The sequence below is a fragment of the Labrys sedimenti genome (assembly GCF_034424805.1).
Lineage (GTDB): Bacteria > Pseudomonadota > Alphaproteobacteria > Rhizobiales > Labraceae > Labrys > Labrys sedimenti.
Genome location: NZ_JAXOUF010000003.1, coordinates 620,536 through 638,936, shown reverse-complemented (window position 1 = coordinate 638,936; position 18,401 = coordinate 620,536). Strand labels below are relative to the sequence as shown.

The 18,401-nt window shown below is 63.8% G+C and carries 21 protein-coding genes and 2 tRNA genes; 13 read left to right on the top strand and 10 right to left on the bottom strand.

Annotated elements, in window-relative coordinates:
* Positions 1-22: 22 nt before the first annotated feature.
* Complete coding sequence (locus U1R88_RS14590; protein ID WP_322431850.1) at positions 23-490, bottom strand: hypothetical protein; 468 nt, start codon at positions 488-490, stop codon at positions 23-25.
* Positions 491-563: 73 nt separating this feature from the next.
* Here U1R88_RS14590 and U1R88_RS14585 point away from each other — a divergent pair, with 73 nt between their 5' ends.
* The 3 genes from U1R88_RS14585 to trpA all read left to right on the top strand — a co-directional run bounded on the left by U1R88_RS14585 (position 564) and on the right by trpA (position 3,452).
* The gene (locus U1R88_RS14585) at positions 564-1,217 is read left to right on the top strand and encodes a phosphoribosylanthranilate isomerase (RefSeq protein ID WP_322431849.1); all 654 of its coding nucleotides are present in this window, start codon (positions 564-566) and stop codon (positions 1,215-1,217) included.
* A gap of 15 nt (positions 1,218-1,232) precedes the next feature.
* On the top strand, positions 1,233-2,450 hold the full coding sequence (gene trpB / locus U1R88_RS14580) for a tryptophan synthase subunit beta (RefSeq protein ID WP_322431848.1): 1,218 nt from the start codon (positions 1,233-1,235) through the stop codon (positions 2,448-2,450).
* A gap of 156 nt (positions 2,451-2,606) precedes the next feature.
* Positions 2,607-3,452: a tryptophan synthase subunit alpha gene (gene trpA, locus U1R88_RS14575; RefSeq protein ID WP_322431847.1), complete on the top strand. Its 846-nt coding sequence runs from the start codon at positions 2,607-2,609 to the stop codon at positions 3,450-3,452.
* A 143-nt stretch (positions 3,453-3,595) separates the two neighbouring features.
* Here the strand turns inward: trpA and U1R88_RS14570 are convergent, their stop codons facing one another.
* Positions 3,596-4,159 carry an NUDIX domain-containing protein gene (locus tag U1R88_RS14570; protein WP_376717762.1) on the bottom strand — a complete coding sequence of 188 codons (564 nt, stop codon included), beginning with the start codon at positions 4,157-4,159 and terminating at the stop codon, positions 3,596-3,598.
* A 152-nt stretch (positions 4,160-4,311) separates the two neighbouring features.
* On the opposite strand from U1R88_RS14570, the gene U1R88_RS14565 reads away from it, so the two are divergent.
* Positions 4,312-4,396, top strand: a tRNA-Leu gene (locus tag U1R88_RS14565).
* A 108-nt stretch (positions 4,397-4,504) separates the two neighbouring features.
* Here U1R88_RS14565 and U1R88_RS14560 read toward each other — a convergent pair.
* The 3 genes from U1R88_RS14560 to U1R88_RS14550 form a co-directional block, all read right to left on the bottom strand.
* The gene (locus U1R88_RS14560) at positions 4,505-4,726 is read right to left on the bottom strand and encodes a hypothetical protein (protein WP_322431846.1); all 222 of its coding nucleotides are present in this window, start codon (positions 4,724-4,726) and stop codon (positions 4,505-4,507) included.
* A gap of 1,726 nt (positions 4,727-6,452) precedes the next feature.
* Positions 6,453-6,821, bottom strand: coding sequence for a hypothetical protein (locus U1R88_RS14555; protein ID WP_322431845.1), 369 nt, complete (start codon positions 6,819-6,821; stop codon positions 6,453-6,455).
* A gap of 265 nt (positions 6,822-7,086) precedes the next feature.
* Positions 7,087-7,653: a hypothetical protein gene (locus tag U1R88_RS14550; RefSeq protein WP_322431844.1), complete on the bottom strand. Its 567-nt coding sequence runs from the start codon at positions 7,651-7,653 to the stop codon at positions 7,087-7,089.
* 276 nt (positions 7,654-7,929) lie between these two features.
* On the opposite strand from U1R88_RS14550, the gene U1R88_RS14545 reads away from it, so the two are divergent.
* Positions 7,930-8,005: transfer RNA gene (locus tag U1R88_RS14545), tRNA-Ser, on the top strand.
* A 287-nt stretch (positions 8,006-8,292) separates the two neighbouring features.
* On the opposite strand, the gene U1R88_RS14540 is transcribed toward U1R88_RS14545, so the two are convergent.
* A complete protein-coding gene (locus tag U1R88_RS14540; protein ID WP_146126940.1) occupies positions 8,293-8,571 on the bottom strand; it encodes a hypothetical protein in 279 nt (92 codons plus the stop codon).
* A gap of 328 nt (positions 8,572-8,899) precedes the next feature.
* Between U1R88_RS14540 and U1R88_RS14535 the strand changes: the two genes are divergently transcribed.
* The gene (locus U1R88_RS14535) at positions 8,900-9,145 is read left to right on the top strand and encodes a hypothetical protein (protein ID WP_322431843.1); all 246 of its coding nucleotides are present in this window, start codon (positions 8,900-8,902) and stop codon (positions 9,143-9,145) included.
* 142 nt (positions 9,146-9,287) lie between these two features.
* On the top strand, positions 9,288-9,476 hold the full coding sequence (locus U1R88_RS14530; protein ID WP_322431842.1) for a hypothetical protein: 189 nt from the start codon (positions 9,288-9,290) through the stop codon (positions 9,474-9,476).
* Between the two features lie 186 nt (positions 9,477-9,662).
* On the opposite strand, the gene U1R88_RS14525 is transcribed toward U1R88_RS14530, so the two are convergent.
* Positions 9,663-10,400, bottom strand: coding sequence for an SDR family NAD(P)-dependent oxidoreductase (locus U1R88_RS14525; protein WP_322431841.1), 738 nt, complete (start codon positions 10,398-10,400; stop codon positions 9,663-9,665).
* A gap of 81 nt (positions 10,401-10,481) precedes the next feature.
* Here U1R88_RS14525 and U1R88_RS14520 point away from each other — a divergent pair, with 81 nt between their 5' ends.
* The 4 genes from U1R88_RS14520 (at position 10,482) to U1R88_RS14505 (ending at position 14,103) form a co-directional block, all read left to right on the top strand.
* Positions 10,482-11,150, top strand: coding sequence for a TetR/AcrR family transcriptional regulator (locus tag U1R88_RS14520; RefSeq protein WP_322431840.1), 669 nt, complete (start codon positions 10,482-10,484; stop codon positions 11,148-11,150).
* A gap of 101 nt (positions 11,151-11,251) precedes the next feature.
* Positions 11,252-11,983 (top strand): DUF2459 domain-containing protein, encoded by a 732-nt coding sequence (locus tag U1R88_RS14515; protein WP_322431839.1) that lies wholly within the window; start codon positions 11,252-11,254, stop codon positions 11,981-11,983.
* Positions 11,984-12,185: 202 nt separating this feature from the next.
* Positions 12,186-12,968 (top strand): L,D-transpeptidase, encoded by a 783-nt coding sequence (locus U1R88_RS14510; RefSeq protein ID WP_322431838.1) that lies wholly within the window; start codon positions 12,186-12,188, stop codon positions 12,966-12,968.
* A 238-nt stretch (positions 12,969-13,206) separates the two neighbouring features.
* Complete coding sequence (locus U1R88_RS14505) at positions 13,207-14,103, top strand: DUF937 domain-containing protein (RefSeq protein WP_322431837.1); 897 nt, start codon at positions 13,207-13,209, stop codon at positions 14,101-14,103.
* Between the two features lie 146 nt (positions 14,104-14,249).
* Here U1R88_RS14505 and U1R88_RS14500 read toward each other — a convergent pair whose 3' ends face one another.
* Entirely contained in the window at positions 14,250-14,507 is a 258-nt protein-coding gene (locus tag U1R88_RS14500; protein ID WP_068293752.1) for a BQ00720 family protein, read from the bottom strand.
* A 49-nt stretch (positions 14,508-14,556) separates the two neighbouring features.
* Positions 14,557-14,985, bottom strand: a complete 429-nt coding sequence (locus tag U1R88_RS14495) for an Hsp20 family protein (RefSeq protein WP_068293755.1) — start codon at positions 14,983-14,985, stop codon at positions 14,557-14,559.
* Between the two features lie 286 nt (positions 14,986-15,271).
* Between U1R88_RS14495 and U1R88_RS14490 the strand changes: the two genes are divergently transcribed.
* Positions 15,272-16,615, top strand: a complete 1,344-nt coding sequence (locus tag U1R88_RS14490; protein WP_322431836.1) for a cobyrinic acid a,c-diamide synthase CobB — start codon at positions 15,272-15,274, stop codon at positions 16,613-16,615.
* 10 nt (positions 16,616-16,625) lie between these two features.
* Here U1R88_RS14490 and U1R88_RS14485 read toward each other — a convergent pair whose 3' ends face one another.
* Entirely contained in the window at positions 16,626-17,183 is a 558-nt protein-coding gene (locus U1R88_RS14485; RefSeq protein ID WP_322431835.1) for a DUF924 family protein, read from the bottom strand.
* A gap of 141 nt (positions 17,184-17,324) precedes the next feature.
* Between U1R88_RS14485 and hrcA the strand changes: the two genes are divergently transcribed.
* The gene (gene hrcA, locus U1R88_RS14480; RefSeq protein WP_371260387.1) at positions 17,325-18,398 is read left to right on the top strand and encodes a heat-inducible transcriptional repressor HrcA; all 1,074 of its coding nucleotides are present in this window, start codon (positions 17,325-17,327) and stop codon (positions 18,396-18,398) included.
* Positions 18,399-18,401 lie beyond the last annotated feature (3 nt).

Below are 18,401 nucleotides of genomic sequence, written 5' to 3'. Positions count from 1 at the left end.
CGACACGTTGCATCCCTCCGCCTCAATTCTGCGGCTCGCATGTCGCCTCCGGCGCCGGCCAGAGCAGGAAGACCCGGTGTTCCGGCCCGTCCACCGCCTGGAAACTGGCATTGCCCTGCGCATCGGGATGCTCCACCTGGATGCCTGCGCCGGGAACGTCGAGGCGGATGCCCTTGGCATTCTGCGTCGCGGTGAGCTTGCCGCCGTCACCGTCCAGGGTGCAGGTGAAGACGGCTCCCTGCTGGCGGCAGCCGCCGCCCGCCCACCATTGCCGCTTGTCGCCCCGGAACCACAGGCCGATACCGATGCCCGTGCCATTGTCGGCCAGGAGCCGCACCGTGATGCGGGTCACGCGCTGGTCGACATGCTTGACGAGATGGGCGGTGTCGTAATCGCGGGCATAGCACAGCGACGCCTCGGCCGGCCCCGCCATCGCCACCAGCCCGGCCATCACGGCAAACACGCCGACGAACCGCCCCTTCGGCAACATTCGCACTCTCTCCCCCTGCCCCGTCCTGATTTCACTGGCATTGTGCGCCGGATGCAACTATCTCGACGCCATTATGGCATTGATCAAGATCTGCGGTCTCTCCACTCCCGATACGCTGGAAGCAGCTCTGGCCGCCGGCGCCGACATGGTCGGCTTCGTGTTCTTCGAGAAATCGCCCCGCCATATCGGCTATGATCTGGCGGCGAAGCTGGGCGCGCAGGTAGCGGGCCGCGCCCGCAAGACCGCGCTTTCCGTCGATGCCGACGACGCCAGGCTCGATGCCATCGTCGCCGCCCTCGCGCCCGACGGCCTGCAACTGCACGGCAAGGAAAGCCCCGAGCGGGTCGCCGCCGTCAAGGCCCGCTACGGCCTGCCGGTCCTGAAGGCGATCGGCGTCTCCTCCGCCGCTGATCTCGAAGGAGCAGCTGCCTATCGCGGCGTGGCCGACTGGCTGTTGCTCGACGCCAAGCCCCCGAAGGATGCCGCCCATCCCGGCGGCAACGGCGTGACATTCGACTGGACGCTGCTCAAGCATCTCGACCGCACCCTGCCCTTCATGCTATCGGGCGGGCTCGATCCCGCCAATGTTGCCGAAGCCATCCGCATCAGCACCCCCGACGGGGTCGACGTCTCGTCGGGCGTCGAAGACCGGCCCGGCGTGAAGAACCCCGACAAGATCAGGGCTTTCGTGGAGACAGCACGCGCCGCTCTCACGTCATCCCGCTGACAACAGGCCGCAACGATGACCGACACTCCCAAGCTCAATTCCTTCCGCAACGGACCCGATGAGCGCGGTCATTTCGGGCAGTTCGGCGGACGCTTCGTCGCCGAGACGCTGATGCCGCTGATCCTGTCGCTGGAGGAGGCCTACAAGCAAGCCAAGGCAGACCCGGCCTTCCACAAGGAGATGGCGGGGCACCTCGCCACCTATGTCGGCCGTCCTTCGCCGCTCTATTTCGCCGAAAGGCTGACCGAGCATTTCGGCGGCGCCAAGATCTATCTGAAGCGCGAGGAGCTGAACCATACCGGCTCGCACAAGGTCAACAACGTGCTCGGCCAGATCATGCTGGCGCGTCGCATGGGCAAGCCGCGCATCATCGCCGAGACCGGCGCCGGCCAGCACGGCGTCGCCACCGCCACGCTCTGCGCCCGCTTCGGCCTGAAATGCGTCGTTTACATGGGCGCCGTCGACGTTGCCCGCCAGGCGCCCAACGTCTTCCGCATGAAGATGCTCGGCGCCGAGGTCATTCCCGTACAGTCCGGCTCCAAGACGCTCAAGGATGCCATGAACGAGGCGCTGCGCGATTGGGTCACCAATGTGCACGACACCTTCTACTGCATCGGCACCGTGGCCGGCCCCCATCCCTATCCGGGCATGGTGCGCGACTTCCAGTCGATCATCGGCCGCGAGACTCGCGAGCAGATGATGGAGGCCGAGGGGCGCCTGCCTGACAGCGTGATCGCCTGCATCGGCGGCGGCTCCAACGCCATGGGCCTGTTCCATCCCTTCCTCGACGATCCCTCGGTGGAGATCATCGGCGTGGAAGCGGCCGGGCACGGCCTCACCAGCCTGCACGCCGCCTCGATCGCCGGCGGCCGTCCCGGCGTGCTGCACGGCAATCGCACCTATCTTCTGATGGATGCCGACGGCCAGATCGAGGAAGCCCATTCCATCTCGGCGGGCCTCGACTATCCCGGCATCGGGCCGGAACATTCCTGGCTGCACGAGGTCGGCCGCGCCACCTATCTGTCCGCGACGGACCAGGAGGCGCTGGATGCCTTCCAGCTGCTGTCGCGCCTGGAAGGCATCATTCCCGCGCTCGAATCGGCCCACGCCCTCGCTCGGGTGGCCGAACTGGCGCCGAAGCGGCCCAAGGATCACCTGATGGTGGTCAGCCTCTCCGGCCGTGGCGACAAGGACGTACCGCAGGTTGCCGAGATCTTGGGAACGTCGCTGTGAGCCCGGGTGCGCGGACGTCTCGTCCGCTCTTCCTCCTCAACAAGTGGCAGTGTTTCCAAGAGCGGACGTCGCGACATGCCTTCATGTCGCTGAGACGTCCGCGCACCCGGAAACGCCATCCCATCCTGCCGCCCCTTGCTCCGAGCCTGTGACCCCATGACCAGCCGCCTCACCGCCCGCTTCGCCGCTTTGGCCGCCGAAAAGCGCGCCGCCCTGGTGACCTTCGTCACCGCCGGCGACCCCGATATCGAGACCTCCGCCAAGATCCTCGCCGGCCTGCCGGCGGCGGGCGCCGACATCATCGAATTCGGCATGCCCTTCACCGATCCGATGGCCGACGGCCCGGCCATCCAGGCCGCGGGCCTGCGCGCCCTCAAGGCCGGCATGACGCTGACCAAGACGCTCGGCGTCATCCGCGAATTCCGCCAGGGCAATGGCAAGACCCCGGCCGACGATGCCACGCCGATCATCCTGATGGGCTATTTCAACCCGATCTACATCTATGGCGTCGAGCGCTTCCTGGTCGATGCCAAGGCAGCCGGGGTCGACGGCCTGATCGTGGTCGACCTGCCGCCGGAGGAGGATGACGAGCTCTGCCTGCCGGCGCTGAAGGCCGGCATCGCCTTCATCCGCCTGGCGACGCCGACCACCGACGACAAGCGCCTGCCCAAGGTGCTGCAGAACACCTCCGGCTTCGTCTATTATGTCTCGATCACCGGCATCACCGGCTCGGCCACGCCGGATTTCGGCGTGGTGGCGGGTGCCGTCGGCCGCATCAAGCAGCATACCGACCTGCCGGTCTGCGTCGGCTTCGGCGTCAAGACCGCCGAGCATGCCCGGGCCATCGCCGAGGGTGCCGACGGCGTGGTCGTCGGCTCGGCCCTGGTGGAAGCGGTGCGCACCAGCCTCGACGCCGACAACCGGGCAACGGACAAGACCGTGCCGGCCGTGCTGGCGCTGGTGAGCGACATCGCCAAGGGCGCCCGCAGCGTCAGGAAGTAAGATGTCATCCCGTGCGCGATGCAGCACGCAGTGACACGTCGCAGACCCGGGACCCCGAGCAGAAAAGGCACCTGACTGGTCTCGCGGTCCCGTGTCTGCACCGCAACGCTTCGCATTGCAGTGCACACGGGATGACTGGAAGCTCAGAACAGCTCCGGCCGCTTCAGCCGGAGCGTCTGCACCAGGGCGTAGGTCTTGAGATCGGAAAGTTCGCCGCGGTCGGCCATGGCGGCCAGGTCCTTCAGCCCGATCTCGACCACTTCGATCTCCTCGTTCTCCTCCGCCAGGCCGCCGCCGGCGCCCACGCGGCTCGCCGCCGAATATTCGGCCAGGAACATGTGCATCTTCTCGGTCGAGATGCCCGGCATCACGAAGGCGGCGCCGAGAGGGACCAGGGCCTTCAGTTCCAGCCCCGCCTCCTCCATCGCCTCGCGCCGGGCGCAATCGGCCGGATCGTCCTCGTCCAGGATGCCGGCGGGCGCTTCCAGGGAGGCCTCCACACCATGTCCCTTGAGAATCGCCACGCGCAACTGGCGCACCAACAGGGCCAGTCGGCGCTCGGGGTCGAAGGGCAGAACCGTCACCGCATCACCGTGATCCTCGACGCTGCGGTGAATCACCGCGCCGCCGGGCGTGCGGGCCTTGACCATCAGCAGGCGGTTCCAGCCATCATAAAGCAGGGCCTCGTCGAGAATCGCTGCGGCCAAGGCATTCACTCCATTCGAATTCCGCGCAGACAAGCCCAGCAAGGTGTCAAACGCAAGGCAGAACGCCGGTTTTGCGGCGGTTTCATCAAGCTGTCGCAAGAACTGCAAATGGGCGTTGACATCGGCTCTCCGCCCCCCTAGAAGACCCCCGCGCCCAGATGGCGGAATTGGTAGACGCGCACGGTTCAGGTCCGTGTACTGCAAGGTGTGGAGGTTCGAGTCCTCTTCTGGGCACCAATTTCCGAAAGGCTCGACGTGGCTAACGGCCCGTCGGGCCTTTTGCATTTCGAGGCCTCGCAGAGTGTCGCCCAAGCCCGCGCCACGGACTTCAGCTATCCTCGGCTTTCAGCTGTCGTCGCGCAGTCTCTCGGCCCGTTCGCGGGCTTCGGCAGGGATCGGCAGCAAGCCGGAGCCCCGCAGCATCGCCTCGATCGCCGTGTTGGCATGGTCGAGCGCACTGCCGGCGGCATGTCCCCAGCTCTCGATATAATCAACCCGATGTGGCGGACCCGATTGAGGGCGAACCGCTACTTTGAGCGGGCTTTGGGCCGCCTCAATACCAACCACACAACGAGAATGAAGGGGGACGCCAGAACCAGAAGGATGAAAGCCAATATAAGCCAGTGAAGGGCCGCCACGTTTTTTGATCCTCCCAAACTATTGCCGCTCGGGCATTCCAGGCGCAGACGCTATACGAGCACAGTGCCTGTCTGGGGTCGCGCCGACCATGCCTCACTCTGAGAAGTACCCCAAATGCCCAAGATCCAATACTGCTGGCGCTGCAAGTGCGACATTCCGATGCTGGACGAAAGCGAATGGTCCCAGGTGCTGCCTGGCCTGCGCGACGGCGTCAGGGACTTTCAGCGCTACCGCATGCACCACGATGCTTCGCCCACCGGGGCCAAAGACTACATCCTCGGCCAGGGAGCACTTGATCGCTATTTCGGGATAACCGGCCACAGGGAAACAGACGTGAATGCTTTGTGGCACCACAGGGCAAGCGCTTTCGGCCCGCCGTGCCACGCCTGCGGGAAGCCCCTTCGGACACCCAGAGCGTCATTCTGTGCCGAGTGCGGAGAACCCCGGGAGAGCCACTAGGCGCCCTTCTCCTCCCGAGGCACTCCCCAGCCCCGGCCAAAGAGAAAGCCCGCCAGTGACTCTTAGCGGGCTCTCTAGGCTCATTTCCAAAGATGAGGCAGGTTTCCGGCCATCTCAGCCAAATGTGAAGGTGAACGGCTTCCCGCCTATCGTCCCGGTGCCGGTCCCCCGCGTCCCCGTCGAAGCAAACTCAAAGGGGCCGCTCTGACCATTGCTGCAATTAAATACCCCGGAACCTTTACGTCCCGTCTCGTAAACGAAATTCCCCGTTCAGGTCAGACCCTTGTTACTCTTGATCGAAAGTGTACCGCCGCCGTCTGCGTAGCCCGTAGCGGTCCCGGTAAAGGTTTCGCGCACGGGGGGAAGATCCTCGCCGCTGCGACGTGATGGGGTCTTACATGAGTGACCCCCGGGAGTAAGCCTGGGAGGTCTATTTGTGATAACCCTAGCCGGCATGTTCAATCGAAGGGATGCGGCATGTCTATCGTCTATCTTCCAGTCATATCCGAGGCAGACTTCCCGGCCATCAAGGACATCCTTCGATCTGACATCAGCGCGACCTCATATCGTGATTGGCTGGGTATAACAGAACGTTGGCGTGGGGATCACAACATTGCAAATGATGAGCACCGGGATGTGCCCATAGCCGCAGCCGACTTTGCTCGCTATCTATCCTCCCACCCCTCGCAGCCTCGCACTCTTAAGGCCCTACTCGACTTTGCAGATATCACTGGGCGGGCGACAAGATCGGCATAGTGTACCCTCGGGCTGGCCACGGGGGAAAGCCAGCTGCCGCCCCTACGTATGGGGCCTCACATAAGTGCCCCAAAATTATAGCCCGGGAGTTCCCTTTAGGTCCGGTACAGATACTCCCCCGCCCCAGCCTTAAGTCCCCTCTCGGCCTCCTCCGCGTCTTTCCTCGTGAGACACGCTAGGGTCCGATATTCGAGGTCCGCTAGGTGCTCTAAGCAGTGGTCGCGCTTGCTCTTGTTGTTCCTCCTCCCGGTGCCGAGAGGTTCGGGTAGTAAGGAACTCAGCCGGGCCGCTACGTGCCCACCCATCCCGAAGAGCACCTTCTGTCCATTGCTGGTGTGGCGAACCTCATAGCAGCCAGGACCATAGGGGGCCACGAGGACACCTCGGTGCCGGGGGTCCGGGAAGGGCCGCCACTCGGACCACTCATTGTCCATCGCGGTCACTTCATCCTCACTTCCCAGGGCTCGTCAAAGGTGAGGTCGAAGCGTGCGGCACTCGGTATAGGCCGCAATGAATACGAGAAGTGACCATGCGGCCCGCCGTTAAACTCGAACATTGCGCGGCACCTCACCACGCCCTCCTTCGAGGTCCCGAGCGTCTCAATGCCGCTGATGTGTATGGCATCCATGTTCAACCTACCGCCCGTGTCCGGCGACTGTCTTGTGACCAGACTTCGAGCTGCTAGCGCCTCATCCTGGCCATCACATCTAGGAGGCGAGCGGGGAGCGAAGAGGTAGGCCAGAAAGATCACGAACACCAAGAGGGCAATAGCCAAGCTGCCGACCACACGGCGGGGAACTTCACGCATGCCATGGGCTCCCGGTTCGCTCCATCTCAGTGCCCCCTCAATGCATCCAGCCCGCACCAATACAGCCGCTTCTCCTCATGGGCCGCCGCGCCGGTCTTGTAGGGCACGGCAAGGTCCTCCCGGACTAGCTGCATGCCTGCATTAAGCCCGCTGGGGCTGCCGATCCTGGGGATGCCAGGGTGCGCCCATAGATGTCCTTACGGGGCTTGGGGGCGCGCAAGGGAGGGCCACTGTGTCGCCAAGGCTCCCCGAACATGACCCAGAGCTATGACTCACGGTCCTTCTGGGCAACGCGATGGAGCCCTTCCAACTCGACATCAGCCGGCCAATAACCCAGTTCGGGAATCTGAATGAACTTATCGCGATGACGCCACAGGATTGTCCCCACGTTCTTGGCCTTGTCCTTTCCGCCTAGGACATGCCCGCGAGCTTCCAATGCTCTTACAAGTTCGCCTCGTGTCATAGGTCGCCTTGCATCCACCAGAACCTCGCGGCACGCAGCCAGAATTGCATCGGGAGACAAGTGCGCACGGCCGGGAGTATCTGGACCGATTTTCGGCGCGTTAGCTAGAGAGCGCCTCTCATAGTGAGGTCTCATGAGCGGCTCAAGTTTCGAAAGCCCCCGAATTAACACATCTTCGCTGGATTTTAGAGCCTCTAATTGCTCACGATAGCGCGTAATTTGTTCCTCTATTCTTTTTATGCTCTCTGTTATCTCCCTCTTTGATTTAAGGAGACCCTCATATGATTTAATGAGATCTTCGGCAGACAATGCGGTGCTTCCATCTTTGCGAGCGGCATGGACTTTAGTCCACCCAACTTCGTCATGCATGGGGCGAATTCAGAAATGGTTAACGAATCATTAACAGCCATTCACAGCGAATGGCAACAACTCACACCAACAACTTGCAGCAACTCATGCGGGCTGATAGGTTCGAATCAGAGAAAGGATGAGTCGCATGAGAAGAGCCCTAGCTCTGGTTGCCCGGCCGGTCAGCGATCAGAGCACGAACGAAAAGGACCGCTGACCTGATCCTTGGCGGGAGAGAGGTCAAGCGGTCCTAAGATCGGCGCAACATAGGCAGGTCGCGTTAGCGGTCTGCCGCCAGCGCTCGTAGCTCAGTGGATAGAGCAGGTCTCCGCTAAAGTCCCGGTCGCAGGTTCGAATCCTGTCGAGCGCTCCACCTCTTCGCTAAAACCAACGTTATCATGCAATTTTAATAATTGGAATCCCCTAATGCCCGAACATTTGGCCGGCTGTCTCGTGTAACACCACTGGCATACAAAGCGCCCACCCCTCTTGAAATTCCCCTTTAGTTTCAATAGGTTTCCTTTTCTTAGGCGCAATTCTCTTCTGGGCACCAATTTCCGAAAGGCTCGACGTGGCTAATGGCCCGTCGGGCCTTTTGCATTTCAGGGCTTCGCAGAGTGTCGCCCAAGCCCGCGCCACGGACTTCAGCTATCGTCGGCTTCAGCTGTCGTCGCGCAGTCTCTCGGCCCGTTCGCGGGCTTCAGGGGGGATCGGCAGCAAGCCGGAGCCCCGCAGCATCGCCTCGATCGCCGTGTTGGCATGGTCGAGCGCACTGCCGGCGGCATAGTCTCCGTCCAGCCAGTCCGGCAATTCGTTCAGCACATTGGTGAGGCAGGCGAGCAGCATCGCCTCGTTGTCGGACAGGCTCGCCTTGATACGCTGATACTCGGCCGCGAGAACGGTCGGGTGCTCGTCATAGTCCAAGGGTCGAAATGCCATATACTGCAGCCCCGTCGCGATGTTGCAGGCCTGGCAAATTGCGTTCAGGCGCGCGTCAGAGCGTTTTGCGATTTAGCGGCGACGCCAAGAATCGCAAAACGCCTCGAACCAAAGAGTGAGAGCAAACAAGCGTTTCCATCTAAACGCGCTTTGCTCTGGAGATCACTGGCTTATCGCGTGTGACCGCCACGTTACAAGGCTCGCGATTGTCTCCGGGACAGACGACGTTGCGCAAAGCCTGCGACGGAAGGTCCCAAAAGCCCGGTCACGCCCCTATCACGCCCCTGAGGGATTGTTAGCCTACAAACAGAACCAGGGGAGAGTAACGATGGCAATACATCTGACCGGTCCGCGCAGCGGCCAGGAACCGTGCCTGTTGTTCGAGGATTGCGGCGTTCTCTCCGCCGAGCGGTTGGAGCGTGGCATTCCCTGTCTCGACTTTGCCTCTCCGAATTGCGCGACGAGCGGCGTCGCCGCCCTGAAGGCCAAACTCGCCGTCCGCAAGGCCATGGCGCGCGTGCATGATCGCCTGAAGGCAATCGATGCCGAGCGCAATAGGCGCAGGCCCGGTTGAACGACGGCCTCGACAAGATCCGTGCCCGCGAACCGCTGCGTTATGGTATGGAGCCGGCGATCACGCTGCCGCCACGAAGTTCCGCGACACTCCGGCCGAATGCAAGGCCATGCCGGATGTGGCCGTCTGGGGAGAACTCACCATGCGCGCCATTATATCCTTGTTGATCATCGTCTATCTGATCGGGGTGGGCGTCGAACTGGCGCCGGTGGTCCAGGGGCAATGGAGCAGCGGATCGGCCTCTGATTTTGCCAGCAGCATCGCTCGAGCGCTTCCCGATGCCCTGACCTGGCCGGCCAAGGTCTATCGCAGCCTGACTGACAAGGCCTGAGCGCGCGCTTCGATACGCGAAAGCGGCTGGTTCGTTCAGTTGGGCTCGCTGTCCGACCGACCTGTCCGAGATACCTCCATCGTGCTTGGAGAATCGGCCCCGAACGATCCTGGCAGATTGGTCCTTGCCGAGCCGCGGGCGGAAGAGACCGGCCATTGGCCGGTCCCCGTGCGACAGGCCCCCACCTCAGGTCGTCTGTCCTCCATCCACCGTCAGAATGGCGCCCGTGATCTGCCGTGAGGAAGGGCTCGCCAGAAAGGCGACAGCGGCGGCGACATCCTCCGGCGTGCCATAACGCCCAAGCGGGCTCAGGCTGCGCTGGAAGTCGGAGAACTCGCCATTGGCGGGGTTCATGTCGGTGTCGGTCGACCCCGGCTGGACCAGGTTGACGGTGACATCGCGCGGTCCGAGCTCCTGGGCAAGGCCCCGCGTGAACGAGTGCAAGGCAGATTTGGTCATATAGTAGAATGTGCCGGGATGTCCGACGATACGCTCGGCACCCGCGGAGCCGATCGTGACGATGCGTCCGCCAGCGTTAAGATGCGGAATGGCGGCCTGCGCCGCAAGCACAGGGCCGCGTACATTGACGTCGAGCATCGCATCGATCGTCTCTACGCTGATCTCGGCGGTCGATGCATAAAGCGCAATCGCGGCATTGTTGACGAGGATGTCGAGACCGCCCAGCGCCTCGGCCGCTTCGTTGACAGAGCGCTTGATCGCAGCCGGATCGGCGCTGTCCGCTTGAATGGCGATAGCCTTGCGGCCCTTGCCCTCGATCGCCCGAACGACCGCGGCAGCGCGATCGGCTGACTTCTCATAGGTGAGCGCCACATCCGCTCCCTTTTCCGCGAGGGCGATCGCTATCGCGGCGCCAATGCCGCGAGACCCGCCTGTCACGAGCGCACGCTTTCCAGACAATTCCATGGTCACAGCCTTTATCTAGTGATCGATACAAAAATGCTAGGGCTATTGCCTCGAACGGTCAATGGATTTATGTAGCGATCGATGCAAAATTCTGACCCGAAGGCCGATGCCGCCCCTGCGCCTCCCCCCCTGCGCGGGCGGCCGCGTGCGTTCGATCGGGCCGCTGCGCTGGCGCAAGCGACCCGCCTGTTCTGGACCAAGGGTTTCGAGGCGACTTCCATCGCCGATTTGACGCACGCCATGGGTATCGGCGCGCCCAGCCTCTATGCCGCCTTCCAATCGAAGGAGGCCCTTTATGCCGAGGCGCTGCGCCACTATGCCGAGACCAACGAGGGATATGTCTGGGCAGGGTTTCATTCCGCAGCGACTGCGCGCGATGCCGTCCGGTCTCTCCTGATGAATTCGGCCGCTGCCCTAACCGGCTGCGTCGCGGATATCCCCCGCGGTTGCATGATCACGCTTTCGTCGGTCGGCAGCGAAGGTCATACGGAATTGGGCGAGTTGGTCCGATCCGCGCGAGCCGTCACGCTCGAACGGCTATTGACGCGCCTCGACAAGGCGGTGGCGGATGGCGATATCGCAGCCTCGACCGATCTTTGCGCACTCGCGCGCTTCGTACAGACCATCCAGAACGGCATGTCGATCCTTGCCCGCGACGGGGCAAGCCGGGCCGAGCTGGAGGCGGTCGCCGATGTCGCCATGGCAGGATGGGACGCCCGGACCGCCGGCCCTGAGGACGGCGCGGGTTGACCCCTCGCCTTTCCCCCAACCGGGACTTATGATCCGATCGGCTCGTTCGGTTCGCGCGCACTGTGTCATCACGGGGGAAGCCTTGCAGGCGTCTTCGCAGCATGCTTGATCCCGCCGGCGGATTTGCAGCCGGAACGGTGGCACGCACCAGGCTTTCGCACAGCCTGCGCCTTCTTTTCGCGCTTGCGGCCCTGCCGTTCCTAGCCGTCATCGTCTTCATGCTCGCCGCCATCGGCTTTGCCCTCCTGCCCGCGACAGGGCGAACCCAGCAGGCCGGTGGAGAGCCGACGCTCTATTTGTGCGCCTCCCTCGCCCATACCGACATCGTGATGCCAAGCCGGGACGCGCTGGTCGATTGGGCGGGGCTGTTTCCGGCCGTCATGCCCCCCAATCTGCCCAGCGAGGCCTATCTGGCCTTCGGATGGGGCGACCTCGTCTTTTTCCAGGAAACGCCGACCTGGGCCGACACCAGGATGTCGACGGCCCTGGCGGCCCTGGCCGGCCGGCACGACACCGCCCTCCGGGTGGTCGCCGTCAATCCGCCGGTAGCCAACCCCGACTGCCTGACGCTTGCGGTCGACAGGCAGGGGCGGCAGGCCTTGGTCGCCCATATCCGCGCGAGCCTCCAGCCGAACAGCGCCGGCAGGGCCCAGCAGCGCCCCGGCGGCATGGGGCTCGAAGCCTTCTATCTCGCCAGGGGTCGCTACGGACCGTTCAACACCTGCAATCAATGGGCGGCCGAGGCCCTCGCGGCCGCCGGCCTGCCCCATGCCCGCTTCGCCCCCTTCAGCTTCAGCGTGACCTGGCCTCTCGGGAAAGGCCGTGCCGGATAGAGCAAGCGGCACGTTGCGCATAAGCGTCCTTGTTGCCGGAAGAACACACCCTCGGGCGCTTTTGCATCCACCGCCGACAAGCTCGCTGCGGGCGCACAATCCTGCCGCAATGGCTACCTACGCCGGCCTCACCGAGACGCCGCCGCCGCTCCCGAGCCCGGCAGGCGCCGACGAATAAGAACAGCACATATCCGGACTAGAAATGATACTGGCACGAAGCATTATCCTTCTGGCCTTGCCGCTGATGCTTGCAAGCTGCGTCACGACAAGCGCGAAGATCGACACCTCTCTGGCAACCCCGGCCGTGGCGCCGCAGGCGGGCGCAACCGCACAACTCGCAGCCTTGCCTGCGATCAAGCCCGAGGAGGCCCAGAACGCCCCCGCCGCTGCACCGGAAACGGCCGAGGCGATCGACCCCCATTACGCCGCCCTCTATGCCGGTTCCAAGGACGGCGCCTATGCGATCAAGGCCGTCAACCTGGCCAGCGTGGCACCGCGCTTCTGGCGCCGCGAGGTTGCCTACGACTCGTCGGAAAAGACCGGCACCATCATCGTCGATCCCAACAAGCGCTTTCTCTATCTGATCCAGGGCAAGGGCAAGGCGCTGCGCTACGGGGTCGGCGTCGGCAAGGTCGCAGACTATAATTTCCAGGGCGAGGCGATCATCGCGCGCAAGGCCACCTGGCCGCGTTGGACCCCGACGCCCACCATGATCGCCCGCAATCCCAAGCAATATGGCCGCTATCGTGCCGGCATGGCCGGCGGCCCCGGCAATCCGCTGGGCGCCCGTGCGCTCTATCTCTATAGCGGAGGCCGCGACACGCTGTATCGCCTGCACGGCACCACCAATCCATCAGCCATCGGCACCAAGGTGTCGTCCGGCTGCATCCGGCTGACCAACCAGGACATCATCGATCTCTACAAGCGCGTTCCCATCGGCACCAAGGTGATCGTGCTGCCGGTGGGCAGCAGCCGTTCGGCCTGACCGATCAGAGAGCTGGATGGCCTTCGATCGGCCAGGCGGCCGCTCACGAAGGGGCACCCGGCGCCGCATGCGAAATTCAAATCTTTCCCATTCCGTAAAGGAATTTGAATTCTATCAAAAACTCATCCTGCCGGGCACTTGCCCGGCAGCAAGAACAGCCAGCCCCGCGTCATTGAATTTTGCAACGGAGACGATTGGGTACTAAGGTATCCATAAATTTTCTGACACGAGGAATGAAATGGCCATCAATCTTCCCAGCCTCGTCTCCCAGTTGATCACCCCCGACCTCATCGAACGCGCCGCCGCAATCATCGGCATCGACCCGGCACTGGCCGGAAAACTGGTCGGCGCCGCCATTCCCTCCGTGCTGGGGGCCTTCGCCAGCGAAGCCTCTTCCCCCGATGGCGCCAAGGGCATTTCCGATCTGATTTCCAGCCAGGATCCGGGCCTGTTCGACACGCTGTCCGCCGGCGTGACCAGCGGCGATGCCAACGCCCTGGCCAGCGGCGGCAACGTGCTGACCTCCCTGCTGGGCGCCGAAGGCGTCAACCAACTGGCCAATGTCCTCGGACAGGCCACTGGCGCCCCGCCGCAGGCTGCCGCTTCCATATTGGGCCTCGTGGGCCCGGCCGTCGTCGGCGCCCTCGGCAACCAATCGCCGGAGAACTGGGCGGACGGCAATGCGGTGGCCTCGCTCTTTGCAGGCGAGAAACAGGCAATCACGGCGGCACTACCGGCCAGCCTCGCGGCAGGGCTTGCCGATAGCGGCTTCCTGCAGGGTCTGGACACGGCGGTAAGCGGCGCCTTCCGGACCGCGCCGCCCCAATCCACGCTGGGTTCGGCCACACCGGGACCTCAGGCGGGCACGTCGACCCTCGGATCCGGCGAAACGGCAGCACCAGCCGGCCGCTCGACACTCGACACCAAGCCGTCTCCCAGCCCCCAGGTCCAGCACCAGGCCGCCCCGCCGCCACCACCGCAATCAAGCGGCAGCATGACTTGGCTCTATCTCATCATCGCCATCCTGGTCGTCGGCGGCCTCGCCTGGTACTTCCTCTACAAGCGCCCCCAGGCAAGCGCACCGGCCACAACCGGGCAGATCGAGATGCCCACCGCATCACCCCCGCTCGGCTGAAGCGCGACGACGCCGAGGCATATCCCGATATGAAAAAGGTGACGAAGCTTGCGCTTCGTCGGTTGATCTCGGCACAAGAAAGGCGACGAAGCTTGCGCTTCGTCGCCCTGGATCCGCTCCTGGCGGATACACTTCCCGTGAGTTGATCAGTGCAGGGAAACCGGCTCCAGTTCCTGTTCCCAGGCATTGGCCACCGCACCCTCGGCCGAATCAGAAATCATGATCGGCGTGCCGTCGGCGGCGTTGAGAGTGAACAGCTTCAAGCCGGGACGGATTTCGCCGATCTGCGGGTAGAGCCGCATGGCATCCTCCGACATGATCGGCTTGACATAGGCGACATGCCCGGCGCCCAGGGCGGCCAGCATCTCGGGAGTAGGCACAGAAGTCTTGTCGTTCCGGATCATGGGACCCTCCTGAACGTTGAAAATGATGAAAATAGGGGCAAGCGGTTCGTCAGTCCCGCACCGCGATGTCGATGCGCTTGGCGACGCGCTCGGGCTCCGGACGGATCAGGTCGACGGAAAGCAGGCCATTCTTCAGATCCGCCCCCATTACCTCCATGCCGTCGGCAAGGAGAAAGGTGCGCTGGAACTGACGGGCTGCGATGCCGCGATGCAGGAAGACGCGGGATTTGTCGTCCACCTGGCGCCCACGGATGACGAGCTGGTTTTCCTCGATCGAGACGTCAAGCTCCTCGCGGCTGAAGCCAGCGACGGCGAGGGTGATTCTCAACCGCTCGGGTGGCCGATCACAGGAACCGACCCGCTCGATATTATAAGGCGGATAGCCGTCATTGGCGGCTTTGGCGACCCTGTCCAGCGCTCGTTCGATCTCATCGAAACCGAGCAGGAAGGGCGAGTTCAAGGTTGGTACGCGCGACATTGCAAAGCCCTCGCAGGAAGCGACTTTGGAGTGGGACCCTAACGGCATCCCCGTTCCGGCAACCCCGGAACAATCTCAATATGGGCAAGCGCAAGGGGGTTTCAAGGGGGCCCCGGAAATGCGGTGAGGATTTCCGGGCCAAGCCCTCGGGGGCAAACGAGTTTTGAAAAAAACGCGATTTTTTTACCAAGCCGCGAAACGATTGGCCGATACATGTCGCTTCTGGGATCGCCTTCTGTCGCAAAACGCTCTTGCGCGCCGCTCCCGGGCGGGGCAGGAACGGCATATGATCCCTCCCGGCCTTCTCATTGCCGCGCCCCGCTCCGGCTCCGGCAAGACCACCCTGGTGCTCGGCCTGCTGCGGGCCCTTGCCCGCAGCGGCATCGCCGTGCAGCCGATGAAATGTGGCCCCGACTACATTGATCCCGGCTTTCATGCCGCGGCCGCCTCGCGGGTGAGCTACAATCTCGACAGCTGGGCGATGCGCCCGGCCCTTCTCGACAGCCTGATCCACCAGGCCGGCAGCGATGCCGAACTCTTCGTCGGCGAGGCACTGATGGGGCTGTTCGACGGCGTTATCAGCGACGGTGCCAGCGGGGACGGCTCCTCCTCCGGCCTCGCGGCGCGGCAGGGCTGGCCTGTGCTGCTGGTTCTCGACATTTCCGGCCAGTCCCAGTCTGCCGGGGCGGTCGCGAAGGGCTTTGCCAGTTTCCGCCCCGATGTGCGCATCGCCGGCGTGGTGCTCAACAAGGTCGCCAGCCCGCGGCACGAGGCTTTGGCGCGCAAGGGCATCGAGGAAGCCGGCCTGCCCGTGGTCGGCGTACTGCCCCGAAATGCAGACCTCGTGCTGCCCGAGCGCCATCTCGGCCTGGTCCAGGCCGACGAGACCGCCGAACTCGACCAGCGGCTGGAGGCCTTGGCGGATTTCGTCGAGGCCCATTGCAGCATCGAGGCCATCCGGGCCCTCGCCGGGCCGACCAGCCTGCCGACAGGGCTGGACGGGACAGGTTTTCCACCGGCCGGTATCGAGGATGCGGGCTTACGCCCGCCCGGCCAGCGCATCGCGCTGGCCCGCGACGCCGCCTTCTCCTTCGTCTATCCGCATCTCATCGCCGCCTGGCGCCGCCGAGGCGCCGAGATCATCCCCTTTTCGCCGCTGGCCGACGAGGGGCCGGCGGAAGATGCGGACGTCACCTGGCTGCCAGGCGGCTATCCCGAACTGCATGGCGCGCGGCTTTCCACCGCAACCCACTTCCACCGCATCCTGCGCCAGTTCGCGCAGACGCGCCCGGTACATGGCGAATGCGGAGGCTACATGGTGCTGGGCCAGGTCCTGATCGATGCGGAGGGTACAGCCCACCGCATGACCGGCCTGCTCGATCTCGAGACAAGCTTTGCCAAACGCCGCATGAACCTGGGTTATCGTCTGGCCGAACTAAAACAGGATTGTCCGCTCGGCAAACGTGGCAGCCTGGTGCGCGGCCACGAGTTCCACTACTCGACAACCTTGCGTTCCGACGATGCGCCGCTCTTCGACGTCAGCGATGCCAACGGCACCTCCCTGGGCGCCCTCGGCGGGCGCCGCGGCCAGGTCACAGGTTCCTTCTTCCACGTGATCGACAGGGCCTAGGGGCTGCGCCTCAACCCGCAAAGCCTCCATAGTCCAGGAAACGCTGTTCTTCCGGCGTGCAAATGCGGCCGAGAATGGCGTTGCGATGAGGAAAACGACCGAAGCGGGCGATGATATCGCGATGCTCCTGGGCATAGCGCAGATAGTCGCCTTCCAGCGTCCGGCACAGAGAGAGGCAACGCTCCTGGTCGGCGAGTTCCTCCGAATGCATGAGGGGCAGGTAGAAGAAGATGCGCAGCTCCGGGTCGATGCTGTGGTCATGCCCGGCCGCCAGCGCCGCAGCGGCAACCTGCCGTGCCTGGCGATCGCCGGCATACATGGCCGGCGTATCGCGAAAGGCATTGCGCGGAAACTGGTCGAGCAGCAGCACCAGCGCGAGCGCCCCGGGCGCCGTCGCCTCCCAGCCTTCGAGTTCGCCGCGCATCGCAGCCTGATGCAGGGTGAGGAAACGCTGGCGAAAATCGCGATCGAACCCTTCGTCCTTCTCGAACCAGCGTTCGGGGCCGGCATCGGTCCAGAAATCGACGACGGCACTCGCGGAAGGTGGAACCGAATCGACCATGACCATGTTCTCCTTGCGCTGACGAGACAACAGGCGAAATTTCAACGAGCGAGGAATCTGCATAGCGCTGCGGAAACCGCAATTCCACCATTGAACAATCGCTGAATGCTCGTCACATTAGCGTCGAGGAGACAGACCTTGTCCGCTGTGACGCCGACCATACCTTCGAGTGAACTTGCCCAGCTGAACGAACGCTCGCGCGAGATATTCCGTCAGATCGTCGATTCCTACCTTGCGACGGGCGAACCTGTCGGCTCCCGCAACATTTCGCGCCTGCTGCCGACCTCCCTGTCCCCCGCCTCGGTGCGCAACGTCATGCAGGACCTGGAAGTGCTCGGCCTGATCCAGGCGCCGCACACCAGCGCCGGGCGTCTGCCGACCGAACTCGGCTTGCGCTTCTTCGTCGACGCCATGCTGGAATTCGGCGATCTCGCCGCGCAGGACCGTGCCCAGATCGATGCGCAGATCCGGGCAAGGACGTCTTCGCGCTCCCTCGAGGACGTGCTGATCGAGGCGTCGGCCACCCTGTCCGGCCTGTCGCGCGGCGCGGGGGTCGTCGTCACCGGCAAGCGTGACCAGCGGCTGAAGCATATCGAATTCGTGCGCCTCGAACCCACCCAGGCCCTGGTCATCCTGGTCTCCGAGGAAGGCGCGGTGGAGAACCGTGTCATCACCGTGCCGGTCGGGCTGCCGACATCGGCGCTGGTGGAGGCCTCCAACTATCTCAACGCCCGCGCCCGCGGCAAGACGCTCGATGACCTCAGGCGCGAGATGAGCAGCGCCCTCGACGCCGGGCGCGCCGAACTCGATGACCTCACCACCAAGCTGATCAATACCGGCCTGGCAAGCTGGAGCGGCGGCCCTTCCGACATGCCGCAGCAGCTCATCGTGCGCGGCCAGGCCAATCTCCTGGAAGACCTGCATGCCGGCGAGGACCTGGAGCGTATCCGCCTGCTCTTTGCCGACATCGAGGCCAAGAAGGACCTGATCGACCTGCTGGGCCGCGCCGAGGGCGGTGACGGCGTCCGTATCTTCATCGGCTCGGAGAACAAGCTGTTCTCGCTCTCGGGTTCCTCGATGATCGCCGCGCCCTTCCGGGATGCCAACCAGAAGATCGTTGGCGTGCTCGGCGTGATCGGGCCGACTCGGCTGAACTATGCCCGCGTGGTGCCGATGGTCGACTATACCGCCAAGGTCATCGGGAAGCTGCTCAAGCCCTGACTC

What these genes read in the sequence shown, in the direction of transcription:
- U1R88_RS14495 (WP_068293755.1), bottom strand. Translation starts at nt 14,985, where the DNA reads ATGTCGCGCGTACCAACCTTGAACTCGCCCTTCCTGCTCGGTTTCGAT.
- U1R88_RS14510 (WP_322431838.1), top strand. Translation starts at nt 12,186, where the DNA reads ATGATACTGGCACGAAGCATTATCCTTCTGGCCTTGCCGCTGATGCTT.
- U1R88_RS14535 (WP_322431843.1), top strand. Translation starts at nt 8,900, where the DNA reads ATGGCAATACATCTGACCGGTCCGCGCAGCGGCCAGGAACCGTGCCTG.
- trpA (WP_322431847.1), top strand. Translation starts at nt 2,607, where the DNA reads ATGACCAGCCGCCTCACCGCCCGCTTCGCCGCTTTGGCCGCCGAAAAG.
- U1R88_RS14590 (WP_322431850.1), bottom strand. Translation starts at nt 490, where the DNA reads ATGTTGCCGAAGGGGCGGTTCGTCGGCGTGTTTGCCGTGATGGCCGGG.
- trpB (WP_322431848.1), top strand. Translation starts at nt 1,233, where the DNA reads ATGACCGACACTCCCAAGCTCAATTCCTTCCGCAACGGACCCGATGAG.
- U1R88_RS14515 (WP_322431839.1), top strand. Translation starts at nt 11,252, where the DNA reads ATGCTTGATCCCGCCGGCGGATTTGCAGCCGGAACGGTGGCACGCACC.
- U1R88_RS14505 (WP_322431837.1), top strand. Translation starts at nt 13,207, where the DNA reads ATGGCCATCAATCTTCCCAGCCTCGTCTCCCAGTTGATCACCCCCGAC.
- U1R88_RS14520 (WP_322431840.1), top strand. Translation starts at nt 10,482, where the DNA reads ATGCAAAATTCTGACCCGAAGGCCGATGCCGCCCCTGCGCCTCCCCCC.
- U1R88_RS14530 (WP_322431842.1), top strand. Translation starts at nt 9,288, where the DNA reads ATGCGCGCCATTATATCCTTGTTGATCATCGTCTATCTGATCGGGGTG.
- U1R88_RS14525 (WP_322431841.1), bottom strand. Translation starts at nt 10,400, where the DNA reads ATGGAATTGTCTGGAAAGCGTGCGCTCGTGACAGGCGGGTCTCGCGGC.
- U1R88_RS14500 (WP_068293752.1), bottom strand. Translation starts at nt 14,507, where the DNA reads ATGATCCGGAACGACAAGACTTCTGTGCCTACTCCCGAGATGCTGGCC.
- U1R88_RS14555 (WP_322431845.1), bottom strand. Translation starts at nt 6,821, where the DNA reads ATGCGTGAAGTTCCCCGCCGTGTGGTCGGCAGCTTGGCTATTGCCCTC.
- U1R88_RS14490 (WP_322431836.1), top strand. Translation starts at nt 15,272, where the DNA reads ATGATCCCTCCCGGCCTTCTCATTGCCGCGCCCCGCTCCGGCTCCGGC.
- U1R88_RS14550 (WP_322431844.1), bottom strand. Translation starts at nt 7,653, where the DNA reads ATGCATGACGAAGTTGGGTGGACTAAAGTCCATGCCGCTCGCAAAGAT.
- U1R88_RS14540 (WP_146126940.1), bottom strand. Translation starts at nt 8,571, where the DNA reads ATGGCATTTCGACCCTTGGACTATGACGAGCACCCGACCGTTCTCGCG.
- U1R88_RS14585 (WP_322431849.1), top strand. Translation starts at nt 564, where the DNA reads ATGGCATTGATCAAGATCTGCGGTCTCTCCACTCCCGATACGCTGGAA.
- U1R88_RS14485 (WP_322431835.1), bottom strand. Translation starts at nt 17,183, where the DNA reads ATGGTCATGGTCGATTCGGTTCCACCTTCCGCGAGTGCCGTCGTCGAT.